The organism is Actinopolyspora mortivallis (genome assembly GCF_003001495.1).
GTDB classification, from domain to species: domain Bacteria; phylum Actinomycetota; class Actinomycetes; order Mycobacteriales; family Pseudonocardiaceae; genus Actinopolyspora; species Actinopolyspora mortivallis_A.
Genome location: NZ_PVSR01000009.1, coordinates 47,730 through 64,804 on the forward strand (window position 1 = coordinate 47,730; position 17,075 = coordinate 64,804).

Genomic DNA, 17,075 nt, shown 5'->3' on the forward strand with positions numbered 1-17,075 from the left:
TGTCTTCCGCTCTGTGGAGGTTCGGTGTCACCCGAGAAACTGAGACTCACACCACTGAGGACGGTTGGTGCCGCTCTCGCGTTGACCCTGCTCTCCCCGGTCACCGCGACTGCTCCGGCGGTGGCCGCGGAAAGCGACCCGGCGCACTTCCTCGTCGTGGGCCCCGCACACGGGAACCTGGACCGGACGGTCGCGTCGGTGCGGCGGTCCGGAGGAACGGTGACCCAGCAGTGGCCGGAGATCGGCGTGGTGCTGGCCGACTCCACGGATCCCGAGTTCGCCTCCCACGTGCGTGACGAACCCGGTGTGTGGGCCGCCGGGGCCAGCCGGAACCTCGCCGAGAAGCTCCCCGAGGACGGAGAGTCCTCGTCCGTGGAACACGGTTCGGAAGCGACCACCGGCGCGGCCGTGACCGACGGTTCGGGCGAGGGCCGGGACCCGCTGTCCGAACAGCAGTGGGACATGCGCATGATCGGCGCTCCCGAGGCCCACGAGACCTCCGGCGGAGCCGGCGTGACGGTCGGGATCCTGGACTCCGGTATCGACCCGCGACACCCGGACCTGGCCGCCAATGTGGACGCCAGCCGCTCCGTCGGCTGCACCGAGGAGGGGATCCCGGACCGCTCGGAGGAGGCCTGGAGCCCCAGCACCAGCGGCCACGGCACCCACGTGGCCGGAACCGTGGCCGCGGCCCGCAACGACGTCGGGATCGCGGGCGTGGCCCCCGAGGCCGACCTGGTCTCGATCAAGGTCGTCAACGACGAGGGCTTCATCTACCCCTCGTCGGCCATCTGCGGTTTCCTGTGGGCGGCCGAGCACGACGTGGACGTGACCAACAGCTCCTTCTTCGTCGACCCCTGGTACCTGTGGTGCCGGAACGACCCCGACCAGGCCGCCGTGGCCGAGGCGATGCGCCGCGCCGTCTCCTACGCCAGTGAGAACGACGTGGTCAACCTGGTGTCGGCAGGCAACAGCAACTGGGACCTGTCCAAGCCGATCCACGACACCAACAGCCCCAACAACGGTGGTCCCACCCAGGACCGCTGGGCGGGGCCCGGTTGTGAGGTGCTGCCCGCCGAGCTTCCCGGTGCGGTGACGGTCTCGGCCGTCGGCCCCGAGCGGAGCAAGTCCTTCTACTCGAACTACGGGATCACCTCGATCGACGTGACCGCACCCGGCGGTGACAGCAGGCAGCAGGCCGAGACCCCCTCCGGCAACGGTGCCGTGCTGTCCACGCTGCCCGGAGGCGAGTGGGGCTACGCGCAGGGCACCTCGATGGCCTCGCCGCACGCAGCGGGAGTGACCGCCCTGATCCGCGCCACGCACCCGGAGTGGAGCGCCGAGCGCGTGCGGTGGGCGTTGGCCGCGCAGGCCGACCGCATCCCGTGCCCGAAGAACTACGACACCGACGGTGACGGTGAACGGGACGCGAAGTGCCAGGGCGGACGCACCGGAGCCGGGTTCTACGGATTCGGCCTGGTGAACGCGCTGCGCGCCGTGGAGGGCTGACTTCCGGAGGCGGGGCGGCCGAACACGGTCGGCCGCCCCGCACACGACTCCGCACCGGTGAGCGGAAACCTCAGCGGTGTGCCGAGGGCCGGCTCCCCCCTCGGGCTCCACGGTGTCCCCGGACGTTCTTGTCCGGACAGATGCAGAAGTGCAACCCGCACACCGGGCATTTCGGCGGGGTCTTGTGCGCCAGCATGCAAACGCCTCCCGAAGCAGTGACACTGTCTCGTGTGTCGGACGACGTACCCCGTTCCAGGGTGGGTTGCGCTCCCGACAAAACCCCCGAAGGGACGAGCCCGACCCACCGATTATCACCCGTCCGGGGACAACCGGGGAATCATCCGCCCGGCGGGCGCGCGGGAGACGGCGGGGACCCGCCCTGCTCACTCCGGACGGCGTCCACCCCGGAGGTCTTCCGCACCACGACACCGCCGGGCACGCGGCCGAATCACCGATGGTCACGCGGCGCGGTGACCCCTCCAGTACGGAACGACGGTGTCCGGGGCGAGACCGCGACCCACCGAGTGCTCCTCCCGACTCCGGGGGCGTAACTCGCGACATCGGGATGAACGGTCACCCCGTGAACAGTGAAGCCGCGCCACGGGAACGAGACCGGTTACGGGACAACAGTGATTGTTCCCGTTCCTGGATTCTCGCCGCGCAAAAACCAAGAATCGGTTCGATCGCGTGATGCGCAATCGAGAAAAATGAGAATCAGATTCGCGTTCCCGGAACCCCCCTTATTATTTCTCCTTCGAGAATATTCCAGGGAAGATTTCACGCTGTCTGTCGTGAGGCATACGAGTGACCGTCGTGCGGAGCAGCGCACGGTTCCCGTCTTATTCCAGAGCGGGACCGGACACTCAGATGGCTGATTGTCCCGCTGGTGGACAGCTCCTAGTGTCGACGAGCGGACCGACAGGAATTCGGGCCGGGTCGAGGAATGATTCCTGTCGCCACTGTGTTGAACTCCTGTTCCTCTCGAGAGGAGAATACATGCGTCTTCGACGTGCTACGCGAACGCTCGCGATTCTCGCGGCCGCGGCGCTGTTCATGGTTCCCGCCGTCGGAATGACCACCGGATCCGGATCCGCCGAGGCCGTCACACCGCACACGATCTGCGGTCCCGCCGGTAGTGGGGAGGTCACGTTCGATCCTGCGCTCGGACTCACTCTTCGGCAGACGGACTTCGAGGGGTTCGGCAGCGCGATCAGCTGCCAGGGGGCGTTCAGCGGCTCGGTCGAGATTCCCCAACCGGATGAGCTCGAGGGGTCGGGAGAACTGATGTCCTGCGAAAGCTCCTTCGGGCTCGACGGCTCCATCACGTTCACGTGGTCGGACGGGAAGATCAGTGAAAGCTCGATCACGGGGTTCACCGTCAACCAGGTGAGCAAGGTGGTCATCGTGGCCTTCCGGGTGGACTCCGGGCGCTTCGCGGGCGATGACGGCAAGGTGACCTTCCAGTCGACTTCGGAGTCGTTGGAGTGCGCCGTCGGCGGGCTGGAGAAGATCACCGGGAAGTACCAGGTCGAATTCGGAATCTGATCCACGGCGCCGGGCAAACGTGACGTCGGTGTGTTCACTCGGCCGTGAGCACACCGACGTCGCAGAACGTCCGTGACGGACACTTTTCGGTTGGGTCCATACTCTCCGAGAACTCTCCGATCGAGAATCCTCTCACCGCACGTGATTCCCAACCAAAAACGCACGAATCCGACCCAGTAGTGGTCAAACATGTTCAGGTGATACGTGCTGTCCCGGTCGTCCCGCAGGGTTACGTTTGGCCGCCGGTCTACCTCGCTCCTGTGCCGTAACTGGTCGACCCGAACCGGTGCGGGTGCCTGCTTGAGCCGGACGAATTATTCTGTCAGCAGGAAGTGAAACGTCCGGGTTTCATCGTTGAGTACGTCCTGAGCGTCCAGTGTCGTGAGTCGTTAGTTTGTCCGCGGTATGCGGCGAGTGTGTCGAGGATGTCCTCCGCGGTGTCGATCCAGATGAAGGGCGTGGGGCCAAGTGTTCCAGGCGTGGATCCAGACCCTGACGTCGGTTTCGAGGGGATTCAGGCTGCGGTGTGCCGACCGGCGGAGTTGGCGGTTGGCCAGCTCGGCGCACCAGCGCTCGGCTGGCGGCATCCAGTACCACGAACCGGGAGCACCAGGTACTGACCATGTCCCGCGACGCGCCGAGTACCGTAGTCAATTTTACCTAAAATCAGGGTATCCGTGAAAGACCGCACGGGATTCAACAGCCGGGGAAACGCGAACGAGGAAACGGCGGAGCACGGAGTACGCAGTGACCCATCACGAGTCGACACGCCGCTATCTCCATTCGAGTCCCCTATTCCCGCACGTCGACAGTTCGGGCACCACTAACAGTGATGCCCTGAACCAATCCACCGTGCTGACACATCATAACGGCATGATCACCCGAACGGGGGTGTACTGAACGTATTCACACTAACACGATCAATATCTACGACATGATCGAACTTGAGTATTGTCCCGAGCGTCGATCGGGTCGAGACGTGCGAGCTTATGTCCAGAAAGGATCGACGATGAACTCTTTTCGCAGGCCTACGGTCATGGTTGCCGCTGTCGCTACGCTGGTCGGTGGTTTATTCCTCGCCCCCGTCGCTTCCGGGCAACACAAAGCGGCCGACTCCGAGAAAGCTGTATCCACACTCACGTGCGCGTTCAATAGCGATTTCACCACGGATCTGCCCAACTCGGGCAAGACGAGAGTCAATACCGCAGCGGTAAACTGTGAGTCACCAGACGGTAGCCACCCCGAACTGCAGGTGTTCGTGCAGAAACGCGCGAACAGCACGACAACGTGCAACGGGACGACGAACGTAGCCACCATTACCGGCACAGACGAAAAGTTGATCTGGACCAAAGATGACCTGAGCAATGGCACCAGCAAGATAGACTTCAGCGCGACGGTGAATGTTGGCACGCAGACCGTCGAGCTCACCGCCGACATCACAAGTGGAATCCTGGCAGGAAAAACCATCACGGCAGCACCCACCGATGTCGCTGATATAGAGGGATCCTGCCTCGACAACAGCCTCAAGAGTGTGTCTCTGACCGGCGGTCAATTGATCGTCGACTGAGTCTGCTCAGCCGCCGCGGAAGCCGCGGCGGCTGAGCTCGGCACCGCGCTCTCGGCCCGACCATGATCACTTCAGGAGGAACGGTGTCGACACACGCCCCGCCCTCACCCCGAATTGAGGAGAGAGTGCGGGGCGTTTCTCCCGATGGGGAACCGAAAGGAATCTCGCATATCGAGAAGACATCGATGGATCGTTTCACGATGATCGTTGCCGCCACTGACTAACGCTAGAAGCCTTGTGAAACGTGGTCGTCGCTTGCTCCAGTACACCATTGAGGCTTCGTGGACTCGTCGAGAACCTCACCCCATTCGCGACAACAATAGACTTTCACCTGCCCTGAGAGCTTCTGAGAAGACTTCTCCGGGCCTGTCCTTCTAGCGGCCGGACGAACACCGGGCGGGCAAGTCGTTCAGGTAGCCAGCACGCCGAAGCCGGGGTTTCGATCGCGATCGAAGCTTCCGGATGGCCGGGCTCGGGAAGTCCGAGGATCGCCCACAGCGTCCACAACGATGAGGCGTGGTACTGATACGAGACCCGATCGGGGTTGAATACGCCGCGATCGTCTCCAGTGAGGTTTTCTCGGTGAGTTTTGCCGTGTTCGGTGTGGGTGAGTACGAGGGCGGCGCGGACGATGTCGCCGATACACTGGGGCACAGCGTGATGCGTTGCAGGGCTTTCCATCGTGTGGTGAGCAGAGCCATGGCGCGTTCGCCGAGGCAGCGTAGGTGGGTCAGCAGCATGGTGTAGGAGCTGTTGTCGGCGGCGGGAACAGCACCGTTGCGTGGGCGTTTGATCGGAGTGTGGATGCCGATCCCGGCGCCTTGGTACTCCTTGTCGGCCAAGGTCGGTAGTCCCTGACTGGCGGCGTAGTACAGGGCGCCCAGCGCGTGGTCGGTGGCAGCGGGCAGATCCACTGTCGAGCCAGGGTTGACCTCGGAGGACCACAAGGGGAACCCGTCCGGTGCGGACACGAACTGGATAGTGCCGCCGAACTGATTGTGTTGACCGGAATACCACAGATGGTGCCCGCCTTCGACGCGGGCAGCGACTCGGTCGGTAGGAACACGTTTACCGTCCAGCACCACGTGAGGAGTGTTTTCCTGCAGGCAGTGCGCCAGGACATCGGGCAGGTCGGAAGCGTGCGCAGCCAGTGCCTCAATGGCTTCGTGGAGATAACGGTACGCGGTCGAGATTCCGATCCCGGCGTCGACGGCCAGTTGCGCCACCCGAGTGCCGTCGCGGAACCAGCGCAGCACCAGCACCGCATGCCAAAACACCGACAAGGCCCTCCTGCCCTTCCGGCGCCCTCGTTTCCGCTGGTCAGCACGCAACAGCCCGGCCAGATGCCAGGCCAGTTCCCGGGGCACATCGAGCGTGACACGATAGGTAATCACATGAAGCCTCTGGTTTAGCGAGTTGGTCTTTGATCGGAACAACCCTTACCAGGGGCTTCACGCCTGTCGAGCACCCCTCCGAAGCCTCACCACTGAGAAAACCTCATTACGCGACTGATGTCCAGCGGTGGTCCTACCATGAAGCAGGTGGTCAACGCGACATTGAACGAAGGAACTCTCGAAGCATTACAGAATTTCGTGGACACCGGATGGAAGGACCTCACTACCGCGATCTGCGGTTGACGGTTGTGCGGCTGAAGGCCAACGCTGGCGCCAGAATGCGGAGTGCGACCGAAGAGGTCTTGCAAGCCGACACCACCGAAGCCTATGAGAAGTTCCTGAAAACGGGTTGGAAAGAGGCCCGGTACCACGATTTACGGGTACGGGTGGTGCGATCCAAGGTCAACGGCGGCCCGCACGTGAAGCAAGCCGCTGAACGGGCGCTACAGGCCGACACCGAAGCCGTCTTCAACCGGTTCCTGAACCGCGAACTGGAAGTCGCGCAGGCACGGGACACGGAGAAGGCCACCGTTACCGAACTCGTCGAACGTGCCGAAAAGGCCGGTGCGGAAGCCCGACGAAAGACGGCTGCGGCGGAAGCGCCCACCGAGCGTGCGGTGAAGGCTGCCGCTGAAGCCAGGGAAGCCGCGGAACGAGCGCGACGGGAAATCGAGGCCGCAAAGGGTGATACGGCTCGGGCGACCGCCGCCGCGAGGATCGCCGCTGACACCGCTCGCCAGGCAGCACAGGTAGCGACCACCGCTTCCGCCACAGCGGACCAGGCTGCCCGCTCCGCTGCCAATGCCGCATCGCGTGCGGCGACTGCGGCGAGCTCCGCCGGTCAGGCGGCTTCACGGGCTTATTCCGCGGCTTCGGCGGCCGCGATGGACGCCAGTCAGGCGGACGCGGCCCGTCAGGCGGCCCAAGCCGCGCGGAACGCGGCCACAGGCTCGGAGCATGCAGCAACCGCTGCTCAGCAGGCAGGAAACGCGGTACGGGCCTCTTCGACCGCAGCCCAGGAGGCGGCGAGTGCGGCACGCAACGCGGCGGCAGCGGGCCACCAAGGCCGCGAACGCCGCCACCGAACTGGCGAACCGATCCGCGCAGGCGGCCGACGACACGGCGGCGGCAGCGAACTCATCCGCGCAACACGCCCGCAACGCCGCCGCGGCAGCGGAGGACGCGGCCGCACATGCGGGCGAATCCGAAGACGCCGCCGAGGCGGCGACCACGCACGCGAATGCGGCCATCGAAGCGGCGAACGCCTCGACCGAAGCGGCCATGCAGGCACGCAAGGTTGTCGATCTGGCGCGCGAGGCGGAGGAAGCCCGTATCGCGGAGAACCAATATCTGGCTCTCCAAACCGCTGACTACGCCGCGCAGGCGCAGACCACGGCGGACAACGCGCAGGCTTCGGCCGAGCAAACAGCGAACTCAGCCGATGTCGCCCGCAAAGCGGCGGAAGCGGCACACCAAGCTCTGCGGGATGCAATCGCCAAAAACCAACCCGAGTACGATGCCAAAATCAACAACAGACCGGAACCCACTGAAACCGAAATTCGGCTCGCCACATACGCGACCGCCTCGTAGAGCGATGGTTCTTGGCTGGACGGTGTTGGAAGCTTCTTCAGCGATGTTGGCGACTTCTTCAAGGACGTCGGTAGCAGCATCGGCAGCTTATTGAAGAATATCCCCTGGAGTTGTTTGATCGGAGTTGGGATGGCAGCGATCAGCTTTGGCATTCCCAGCGCGAAAGCCCTACAAGGAATACGGGCAATCCGAGGACTCGGGGGAGAGAAAGAGACGACCAAGCTGCTTCGATCCTTCACCAGGAAAGATCGGAAAACCCCCTGGGAAGAATCACGGAGCGACATCGGAATCCTAGAAAAAGAATTGGTCGGAGTCAACTATATTAAGGATAAATGCTGACTAGCGGAATGCTAGGATACACGTCCACTGATCGTGGACGTGTATCCTGGTATCCGGCCTGGTGTTCCACAAGATTTTTCGAGGTTAAATATTGTTCACGATCACCTTCGCCGTGACCCTCGCCTGGTCGGTCCTGGTGATGTTTTTCCTGCTCTTCTCACGTGTCCGGAACTGGTGGGTCACAGTCGCGAGAAAAACGACCACCGCGACCACCGGCAAAGGGAACCGGTTCGTGGATCAGCTGTTCGGTCACGAAGACCACTTCGAAGGGATGTTCACGATCCTGGGGGCGGCTCTGGCGGGTCAGCTGTGCGGATACCTGCTCGGCGGAGCAGCGATCACCTGGACTCAGGTCGGGTTTTTCGCCGCCATTTACACGCACGGCTCGCTGGGCACGGCAGCGCTGATTCGGGCCAGACTGCGCACGACCGATCGTCCGATCTACATCGCCTACGTGTCCGGACTGGTGCTCGCCTTCTGCGGCGGGTTGAGCCTTGTCCTCAGCGAAACGCAATGAACCGCCGACGCGCTTGAACTGCCCGAGTTCTCCGTGATCGGGCACTCGATGGGAGGAATGATCGCCCAGCACGTGCTGCTCAAGGCCCCGAACAGGCTGCGTTGCCTGGTCGGGATCTCACCCGTTCCCGCGTCGGGGGTGCCCCTGGACGAGGAGAGCTGGGAACTGTTCGCCGCAGCCGCCTGGAACCCGCAGAACCGCAGGGCCATCATCGACATGACCTCCGGGAACAGACTCCCCGAACCCTGGCTGGAGGCCGCCGTGCGTCGTTCGGTGGAACGCAGCGACCGGAACGCCTTCCGCCGTTACCTGGACTCGTGGGCGGGCACCGACATCCACGAGCGGATCGCGGGCACCGAGACACCGGTGCTGGTGTGTGCCGGCGCGCACGACAAGGCACTCCCGCCCGAGGTGATGCGGAAGACCTGGCTGCGCTGGTACCCGAACGCCGAACTCGAGGTGTTCGCCGACGCCGGACACTACGCGCCCGAGGAGGTCCCACTGGCGATGGTCGCGCTGATGGAAGGATTCCTGACCCGCTCGTGAGAACCCGACGGGTCGGTGTCACGGTGAACCGGGCCAGACTGCGGAAACCCACTGTGACCCGGTAGCCGTACGCTCCCCTCCTCGCTCTCCCCGGCACCGGGCCACACGGGAGAACACGTCCCATCCCCGGCACCAAGGGTGAGTCCTTCCGTCCCGACCTCAACCGGGTTCCTCCGGACTACGGCCGTGCCACGGTCGGAGACGTAGGCGGCCGGACAGTCGTCGGCTTCGCGCTCGGTCACCTCGTGAAGTCTCACGGTCACAGGTTCGGCCGGCCGGAGCGATCACGACAAGCTCTCCCCACGACCTCGCATAAGACGGTCCCGGGCCGGATCACGCGTAGGAGACCGTCACCGGCGCGTGGTCGCTCCACCGCTTGTCGTAGGAGGGCGCCTTCTCCACCACGGCGCTGCCGGCACGCTCGGCCAACCCACCGGTGGCCACGTGGTAGTCGATCCGCCACCCCGAGTCGTTGTCGAAGGCCTTGCCCCGGTAGGACCACCAGGAGTAGGGCCCCGGCCCCTCGGGGAACAACCGCCGGACCACGTCCACATAGCCGAGCTCGTCGAACACCCTGCTCAGCCAGGACCGTTCCTCGGGGAGGAACCCGGCCACCTTCCGGTTGTTCCTCCAGTTCTTCAGGTCGATCTCCTGGTGGGCGATGTTCCAGTCACCGCAGACCAGCGCCTCCTTGCCCGCCTGCTCGGCGCGGGAACGCAGCTCGCGCAGGTACGGCAGGAACTGCTCCATGAACCGTTCCTTCTCGTCCTGCTTGGGAGTCCCGGCCTCCCCGCTGGGCAGGTAGAGGCTGCCCACGATCAGCTGATCCAGCTCGATCTCGGCGTACCTGCCGCTGGTGTCGAACTCCTCCGAGCCGAACCCGATCCGGCGCTCCAGCGGCTGGTGACGGCTGTACACGGCGACCCCGCTGCGTCCCTTGTCCGCGCTGGGAGCCAGCAGCGTGTACCACCCCTCGGGAGCACGCACCGCCTCCGGAAGCTGCTCGTACTCGGCCCGGGTCTCCTGCATGCACACCACGTCGGCGTCGGTGGCGGCCAGCCACTCGACGAACCCCTTCTTCGCGGCCGCACGCAGGCCGTTCACGTTCACCGTCGAGACAGTCAGCACGCGCCCGAGGATAACGACGCGGCCGCACAGTCCTTCCGCAGGTGGCCCCGGCGGGCGTTCCCGACCGCTGTGGAGGCGGAGCACCCTCTCATCGGGTGACATGATCACCCCCCTGTGGCGCCGGCAGGCGTGATCGACGAGAGTGATCGACTCGGAAGAGGAAAACCGTTGCTGGAGCCACATGCTGTCCACACACACGAGGAACCGGACGCGGCGTCCCGGTCGTCGAGGCCGGATCCCGCGCGTCACGGGACTGGCCGCGGCGGCCCTGCTGACCGCGGTCTCGTTCCCCGCCCTGTCCACCACCCCGGCCCGGGCCGCCGAGTGCGCCCCCTGGGACCGGGAGTGCCTGGTGAACCAGTACCTGGACGAGATCCGTTCCCAACCGGAGAAGCTCACCGAGTTCGCCCGGGCCATGCCCAAGGGCGGGGACCTGCACAACCACCTGTCCGGTGCGGTCTCCACCGAGTCGCTGATCCGCTACGCCGCCGAGGACGGGCGCTGCATCGACGCCGAAACCATGCAGTCCTCCCTCGCCCCCTGCACCGAGGGACAGCGTCCGGCCTCGGACGCGGTGAGCGACCCGGAGTTCCGTCGGCAGGTGATCGAGGCCTGGTCGATGGAGGGATTCGAACCCGGAGGTGAGGAGTCGGGCCACGACCACTTCTTCGCCACCTTCGGCAAGTTCTGGGCCGCCAACGAGGGCCGGGACGGCGACATGCTCGCCGAGGTCGCCGGTGATCTCGCCGAGCAGAACCAGTTCTACCTGGAAACACTGCTGTCCAGGCAGTCCGAGGCCCGTGGGGAGCTGGTCGAGCGCGTCGGCTTCGACCCGCACTCCGAACGGGACTTCCGGCGGCTGCGGAAGGTACTGCTCCGCGAGGGGCTGGACGAGATCGAACGAGCCGCCCGCGCGGAGACCGACCGGGACTTCGCCCGCTACCGGGAGCTGCTGCACTGCGGAACCCCGCGGGCCCGCCCGGGATGCGACGTGGAGATCCGGCTGAACTACCAGGTCGCGCGGGCCAACACCCCCGCGAGCGTTTTCACCCAGCTGCTGCTCGGCTTCGAACTCGCGCAGAGCGACCCCCGTTTCGTGGGTGTCAACATGGTCCAGCCCGAGGACCACGAGATCTCGCTGCGGGACTACACGCTGCACATGCGGATGATCGAGTACCTGAGCGAGCAGTACCCCGGGGTGTCGGTCACGCTGCACGCCGGTGAGCTGGTGCCGGGACTGGTCAAGCCCGAGGAGCTGACCTACCACATCGACCAGGCCGTGCGGATCGCCGGAGCCGACCGGATCGGCCACGGCATCGACCTGCGTCACGAGGACGAGTGGCGGAAGCTGGCCGACCACATGGCCGAGAACGACATCCCGGTCGAGGCTCCGCTGACCAGCAACTGCCAGATCCTGCGGGTCTGCGGCCCCGAGGAGCACCCGCTGCCGACCTACCTGGAGCACGACGTGCCGGTGGCTCTGGCCACCGACGACCCCGGGGTGTCGCGCAGCAGCATCACCGCCGAGTACCGGCGGGCCGCCGCCGACTTCGGGCTGAGCTACTCGCAGCTCAAGGACAGCGCGCGTGCCTCGCTGGAGCACGCGTTCCTGCCCGGTGAGAGCCTGTGGGCCGACACGGACTCCCACCGGATGAAACCGGAGTGCGACGTGACCGCACCCGGCCGGGGCGTGCCGGTGCTGTCCTGCGCGAAGCTGCTGCGTTCCAGCCCCAAGGCCAGGGTGCAGTGGCGGCAGGAGGTGGCCTTCCACGCCTTCGAGACCCGCTACGCCTGGCGGGTCTGAGCCGGTCACCACCTCTGCCGTGCCGGGAGCGGACTCCGTTCCCGGCACGGTCACGGTGCGGGGGTGCGGCCGTCGTAGACCAGCAGACCGTCCTCCCGCAGCCGAACGCCCTCCATCGGCGCATGGGCCCGCAGCGCGCCGTCGTGCATCAGGTGCACGACCTCCACGCCGCGCACCAGACTCGCGTAGTCGGCGATCATCCGACGGTGGCACCGCCACCACACGCTCTCGGCACACATCACCGCCACCCCGTGCTCGGCGGCCGGGGTCAGCAGTTCGTCGACGGCCGCGCGGAACTCCGCGGTGCGCATGTGCGCGGCGTAGGCGCGGAACCCCTCGTGGCGGCAGGCCGTGTCGGGCGAGTCCGCCGGTGACGTGCGGAACCCCCCGAGTCGCTTGTCCCAGCGGTAGTCCACGCCGGACTGGGGAAGCCAGTTCCGGAGCTCCGAACGCGTGAAGTCGGGATTGTGCCTGCTACCCGGGGCGCTGCGCACGTCCACCACCAGGGAGACCCCGGCCTCGCCCAGCAGCGCGACGAACCCGGCCCGGGTGCTCGTGCCGTGCCCGACCGTGACCAGCCGCATCACCGCTCCCCACGACGACTCCTGCGTCCCGTTCGGCAGGCTAGCGTGTCGAAGTCAGCACGGCCGGGCGGCGAAAACGGCAGGTCCTGGGGGAGTCCACGAACAAACGCTGGTCAACCACACCGTCGTCCACGGCACGGGCCGTCACGATTTGCGACGCTCCGCCCCAAAAACGAACTTCTCGGAAGAGATCATCACTGAACGCTGAGAACGAGAAAATCGTAAAATTCTTCGGAACTCAGAGCGAGAAGTCTTCTCCGTCCCCGAAAAGGGAAACGCATCGCGCGGATCCCTCACTCCACATAGATTTCTTCCTCCCGATCAATATTCTTCAGCAACTCCGCCACCCGCGAGCTCTCGACAACACCCATATCGACGAACCGGGAACGCGCCTCTTCCAAGTACCGTCTGGCAGTCCTTCCCGAACGAAGACTCAGGTAGGCCTCACCAATACCGCACGTCGCACGAGCCTGATTGTAGGAATCCGAGCCCGCTTTTGCCAACTCCAGAGCCTGACCGTGAAAGCCCAGGGATATCTGAGCCTCGTTCTCCGATAAATACACATCACCGAACGTGTTGAGTATATCACCACGAAGGAACCAGTCATCCAGCTCCCGACTGATTTCGAACGCCTTTTGGAGAACATCAAGAGATTGATCAGCTTTCTTGACGGCCAACAGACAGGTGCCCAACTCCACCATGGTTCTGCATTCGTGCACCAGGTTTCCGGTGTTCGCAAAAAGCGAATAAGACCTGTCGAGAAGCTCCAAAGCCTCTTCCGGACGGTTTGCTCTCCTGTTCGCGAAGGCCAGGGCATTGAAAGCAGCACCCTCACCGAGGACATCTACGTTGTCACGACATTTTGCTATCGCGTCGTGCAGAGTTCTGAAGGAGTACGTGAAGTTTCCCAGCCACGCGTGCACCCGACCGACATTCGTCAGGGCGCGCCCCACACTCCCTTCGGCATTGGCAGTACGCAGGAGGTCCAACCCCCGTTCACCCCACCTCAGGGCCTCTCGGTACTTACCGAGGCGTTCGTAGGCGAATCCCAGGTTGACCATGGCACGTCCTTTTCCCGTGGTGTCCCCCGCATCAGTAAAGGCCCGCAAAGAACGCTGATAATACTTGATCCCGCAGAGCGGACGGCTCGACATGTCGTACGTCCGCCCGATGGTGTTCAGCGTCTCGGCGTATCTCCGGTGCTCCGCCAGCTCCAGAAAACCGGTTTCAGCTTGACTCAGGCAGTCCACAGCATTTTTGTACCTTCCGGTCCACGCGAACGTGGAACCGAGATTCAACAATGCCTCACACCTTCCTCTCAGGTCATCATCGCGTTCAGCCGCAGCTATGGCCGTTTCCTGAAGTATCTCGTCTTCCCTGAAATAGCCACCTGACTGCATATGGTTCGCGAGGATCCGCGCGAGTTCGACAGCGTGCTCCGAATAACCATGCTCCGCCGCCGCTCCAGCCGTGGCCACGAGGTTGGCACGTTCAACAGCGAGCCATTGTCCGGCCTTTTCGCACGGAAAGAACGAGGATTTCTTGTCGAACCGCAGGTCGCCGTTGACGGAGCGAGTTTCGTAGATAGTCCCCACGGCGTGGGAAGACGTCTGGACGTAATGTGTGAACAGCCTCTCCAGAGCTGCTTCCCTGTCTTCTTCACGATCGGACTCCTCCGACCTGCTTCCGACGTACGCACGCAGCAGATCATGGAATTCATAAACACCCGGCGAGTTCTGCTGCAACAGGTTCTGGTCAAGCAGGTGTTCGAGCGTCTTCTGCGCGGACACCGCATCCGTTCCGGTCAGAGCCGCTGCTGCTCCCGGAGTGATCGTGTTCCCGGGATGCAGCGCCAGAAGCCGGTAACAGCGCTGTTGCCGCGAGCTGAGCTCATGATAGGAGAGGTCGAAAATCGGCTGGAGTCCACTGCCTCCTGCGGTGAGTCCCTCCAGTCCTTGCACTGCCAGGTAGTCAGAAAGATCGGACACGTCCCACGCTGTGCGCGCACGTAATCGCTGAGCGGCCAACGCAACCGCGAGGGGGAGGTATCCACATAATCGGACGACCTCTTCCGAAGCCTCGACATCAGAGTCAACACGAGCACTGCCAGCAATTTTTCGCAGCAGTGCAACGGCCTCGTCGGAGGTGAACACGGACTGTTGAACATGGCGCACGTTGTCCAGACCGGCCAGACTGCGCCGACTCGTAAGCAGCACCATACATTTTCGATGAGGAGGAATCAACTCCCGCACCTGGTCCTCGCTGGCCACGTTGTCCAGCAATATCAGTGTTTCCCGGTCAACGAGTCGGCTCCGGTACATCGCCACCTTGCCGTCGAGGTCATTCGGAATACGAGACCCCGGAACACCTAATCGGTGCAGGAAAGAGTCCAAGACCTCTGCGGGATTCAGTGGAGTTCGGTCCCGGTCGAATCCACGTAGGTTGACGTACAGCTGCGCGTCCCCGAACAGTCCGTTCTCAATCAGATGGTGTGCGGCGCGGACAGCGAACTGGGTCTTCCCGATTCCCCCCATGCCCTCCACGGAGACCACGGTCGGGCCCGCGGAGACCTCCCGGTCAGCTTCCGCCCAGGAAAGCACCTCGCTCAACTGGTGCTCACGCCCGACGAACGCCGAGAACTCGTCCGGCAGCTGTCGTAACACCTCGGTGGATTCGAACTGTCTGGTCGAAATATGAGCGGCGATGCAGGCTTCCCGCCAACGGGTTACCTGCTCAGCTTCGAGACCGAACGCCCGAAGAAGCCTGTCGACAAGGTCGAGGTCGAGCCACCGACGTCCAGACCTGAACAGATCCGCGACAGTGTTGTGCGACACGAAGCCGCCGTCCGGTGTCTCCGACATCCGTCGGGCCAGCTCGCGATAAGAAGCCCCTCCTGCCCACTGCCGCAGGTCTCGAAGGGCGTCGACGAACTCGTCCATCGATTGCGGCCGCCCCGGCTCAGGCAGAGGACCTGAAGTACCAGCATCTCGCAATGTGGACATAACCACCTTTCACGGCCGTCCTGATCCGAGTTGATCGCACCCTGTCGTGATCCATGTTAGGCCAGCTCAAACGGACTGCCTCCGTCCCGCGCGCCGCAGAAGCGGCCCTGCTGGTGGCTGTCCAGATTTGTCCGGACAGCTCGCTCAACCGCCCACTTCCGCCGGAAACTGAGCGACCGAGCACTGGGGGATGTACGAGGACCACCGCAGCTGTGGGTTCCTCTCGCAGCGCACGAGTCGCCGCGAGTCCCCGTGCGGAAGGCATGGAGACGAAGGGAGCAGCGACTTACCTTGTCCGAGCTCTGGGACGAGTTGACGTCGTTCAACGCCGCCGCCTACAGCGAACGTACCCACAGGCACGGCCGCATGGTGGTGGCCAACGACAGCGGCCTGGTCCGCCATGTCCAACGGGCTGCCACCGCTGCCCGAGCGATCCGGGAACGTGACATCCCACTACCTACCGAGTCCACCGATGACGCCGTGGAAATCGCCGGAGCCTTCCTCGAGGCACAGCTCTACTGCCTGACACACGAGAAACCGCGCTACGAACAATACGCGGCGGTGCCGTTGGTACGACGCCTGATCGGAGTGGATGACTCCACGGGAACATCCGTCGACCAGACCCGTGTGTGGAGCGTCTTCCGCCGCCTCCTGGAGGACCAGATCGCATCCGACAACGCCGCCTCGGAAGAGGCGGAAATCATTCACAAAAAAGACGTGTCACCGGAGGTGTGTCGGAAACGCAGTCACATCCTGGCGGACGTGAGTTCCCTGGTCCCGGAACATGTGCGGAACGCACCGCAGGTTCCAGCGGTCGAATCAGGACGGTTGTCGGACATCGCTGAAGATCGGAGCGGTGTCAGCGCGATCGTCCATCTGCTCACGATTCCGCAGACGAACTGCCACGATGAAGTCGCCTTTCTGCGCATCATCCAGATGAGTGAGTGCTTGTTCTGGGGGGCGTTGATCTGCGTACGCCAGGCGCTGGCCATGTATCACGCGGAGGCATTGCAGGAGTCCGGAGACCACATAGCCGACGCTACCGCCTTCGCCTCACCCCTCGTCAAACTCTTTCACGCCGTCCGCGCGATGCCACCAGACCACTTCCTCGGATTCCGTGACGCCACCGGTGATGCGAGTGCGGTTCAGTGTCGGAGTTGGCAGGAGCTCGACGCCCACATGTACGGCGTGCTTCCGGAGAAGAGGCAGGTACTCGCCGATACGCCCGAAGTACGTCCGGTACTACGCCTGGACAACCCCGACTTCCTTCCCCTGGTTTCCGTGGCCGCTGAGCTCGGTGGCACCTCCGAAGAGCATGAGCTGCGCGATCGGATTTACACGCTCGACCGGCTCCTGCTGGCATGGCGGAAATACCACGAAAAACAGCTCGCGGGCAAGACCGATCCCTCCTATCTCCCACCCGGAGCGTTCGGATCAGGAGGAACCTCCGGATATCCTTACCTGGCTGCCCAGAAGCCGCCACGAGTCCGCATACGCCCACCGGAGAGTGTCGATTCGGACTGACCGTTTGACGACTCGTCCGGGCAGTC

Annotated in this window: 12 protein-coding genes and 1 pseudogene; 9 read left to right on the forward strand and 4 right to left on the reverse strand. The window is 64.1% G+C overall.

Annotated features, from left to right (window positions below; all coding sequences use genetic code 11):
• Positions 1–24: 24 nt before the first annotated feature.
• The 3 genes from CEP50_RS08445 (at position 25) to CEP50_RS19825 (ending at position 4,621) form a co-directional block, all read left to right on the forward strand.
• Positions 25–1,509, forward strand: a complete 1,485-nt coding sequence (locus CEP50_RS08445) for a S8 family peptidase (RefSeq protein ID WP_258175052.1) — start codon at positions 25–27, stop codon at positions 1,507–1,509.
• Positions 1,510–2,505: 996 nt separating this feature from the next.
• Positions 2,506–3,054 carry a hypothetical protein gene (locus CEP50_RS08450; RefSeq protein WP_106113382.1) on the forward strand — a complete coding sequence of 183 codons (549 nt, stop codon included), beginning with the start codon at positions 2,506–2,508 and terminating at the stop codon, positions 3,052–3,054.
• Positions 3,055–3,988: 934 nt separating this feature from the next.
• Positions 3,989–4,621, forward strand: a complete 633-nt coding sequence (locus tag CEP50_RS19825) for a hypothetical protein (RefSeq protein WP_146134763.1) — start codon at positions 3,989–3,991, stop codon at positions 4,619–4,621.
• 597 nt (positions 4,622–5,218) lie between these two features.
• Here CEP50_RS19825 and CEP50_RS08460 read toward each other — a convergent pair.
• Positions 5,219–6,015, reverse strand: a pseudogene (locus CEP50_RS08460) (transposase family protein); the annotation flags it as partial.
• A 117-nt stretch (positions 6,016–6,132) separates the two neighbouring features.
• Between CEP50_RS08460 and CEP50_RS20870 the strand changes: the two are divergent.
• From CEP50_RS20870 to CEP50_RS08480, 4 genes are all read left to right on the forward strand, one after another.
• A complete protein-coding gene (locus CEP50_RS20870) occupies positions 6,133–6,258 on the forward strand; it encodes an ALF repeat-containing protein (RefSeq protein WP_106113384.1) in 126 nt (41 codons plus the stop codon).
• A 786-nt stretch (positions 6,259–7,044) separates the two neighbouring features.
• On the forward strand, positions 7,045–7,605 hold the full coding sequence (locus tag CEP50_RS08470; RefSeq protein WP_106113385.1) for a hypothetical protein: 561 nt from the start codon (positions 7,045–7,047) through the stop codon (positions 7,603–7,605).
• A gap of 430 nt (positions 7,606–8,035) precedes the next feature.
• Positions 8,036–8,461, forward strand: a complete 426-nt coding sequence (locus CEP50_RS08475) for a hypothetical protein (protein WP_106113386.1) — start codon at positions 8,036–8,038, stop codon at positions 8,459–8,461.
• Positions 8,462–8,479: 18 nt separating this feature from the next.
• Positions 8,480–9,007 carry an alpha/beta fold hydrolase gene (locus CEP50_RS08480; RefSeq protein ID WP_258175062.1) on the forward strand — a complete coding sequence of 176 codons (528 nt, stop codon included), beginning with the start codon at positions 8,480–8,482 and terminating at the stop codon, positions 9,005–9,007.
• Positions 9,008–9,340: 333 nt separating this feature from the next.
• Here the strand turns inward: CEP50_RS08480 and CEP50_RS08490 are convergent, their stop codons facing one another.
• Positions 9,341–10,135, reverse strand: a complete 795-nt coding sequence (locus CEP50_RS08490) for an exodeoxyribonuclease III (protein ID WP_106113388.1) — start codon at positions 10,133–10,135, stop codon at positions 9,341–9,343.
• Positions 10,136–10,316: 181 nt separating this feature from the next.
• On the opposite strand from CEP50_RS08490, the gene CEP50_RS08495 reads away from it, so the two are divergent.
• Positions 10,317–11,939, forward strand: coding sequence for an adenosine deaminase family protein (locus CEP50_RS08495; protein WP_106113389.1), 1,623 nt, complete (start codon positions 10,317–10,319; stop codon positions 11,937–11,939).
• Between the two features lie 50 nt (positions 11,940–11,989).
• Here the strand turns inward: CEP50_RS08495 and CEP50_RS08500 are convergent, their stop codons facing one another.
• Both CEP50_RS08500 and CEP50_RS08505 read right to left on the reverse strand, forming a co-directional pair.
• Positions 11,990–12,523 (reverse strand): DUF488 domain-containing protein, encoded by a 534-nt coding sequence (locus CEP50_RS08500; RefSeq protein ID WP_106113390.1) that lies wholly within the window; start codon positions 12,521–12,523, stop codon positions 11,990–11,992.
• 293 nt (positions 12,524–12,816) lie between these two features.
• The gene (locus CEP50_RS08505; protein ID WP_181188279.1) at positions 12,817–15,462 is read right to left on the reverse strand and encodes an ATP-binding protein; all 2,646 of its coding nucleotides are present in this window, start codon (positions 15,460–15,462) and stop codon (positions 12,817–12,819) included.
• A 354-nt stretch (positions 15,463–15,816) separates the two neighbouring features.
• On the opposite strand from CEP50_RS08505, the gene CEP50_RS08510 reads away from it, so the two are divergent.
• Positions 15,817–17,049 carry a hypothetical protein gene (locus tag CEP50_RS08510; protein WP_106113392.1) on the forward strand — a complete coding sequence of 411 codons (1,233 nt, stop codon included), beginning with the start codon at positions 15,817–15,819 and terminating at the stop codon, positions 17,047–17,049.
• Positions 17,050–17,075: the final 26 nt, after the last annotated feature.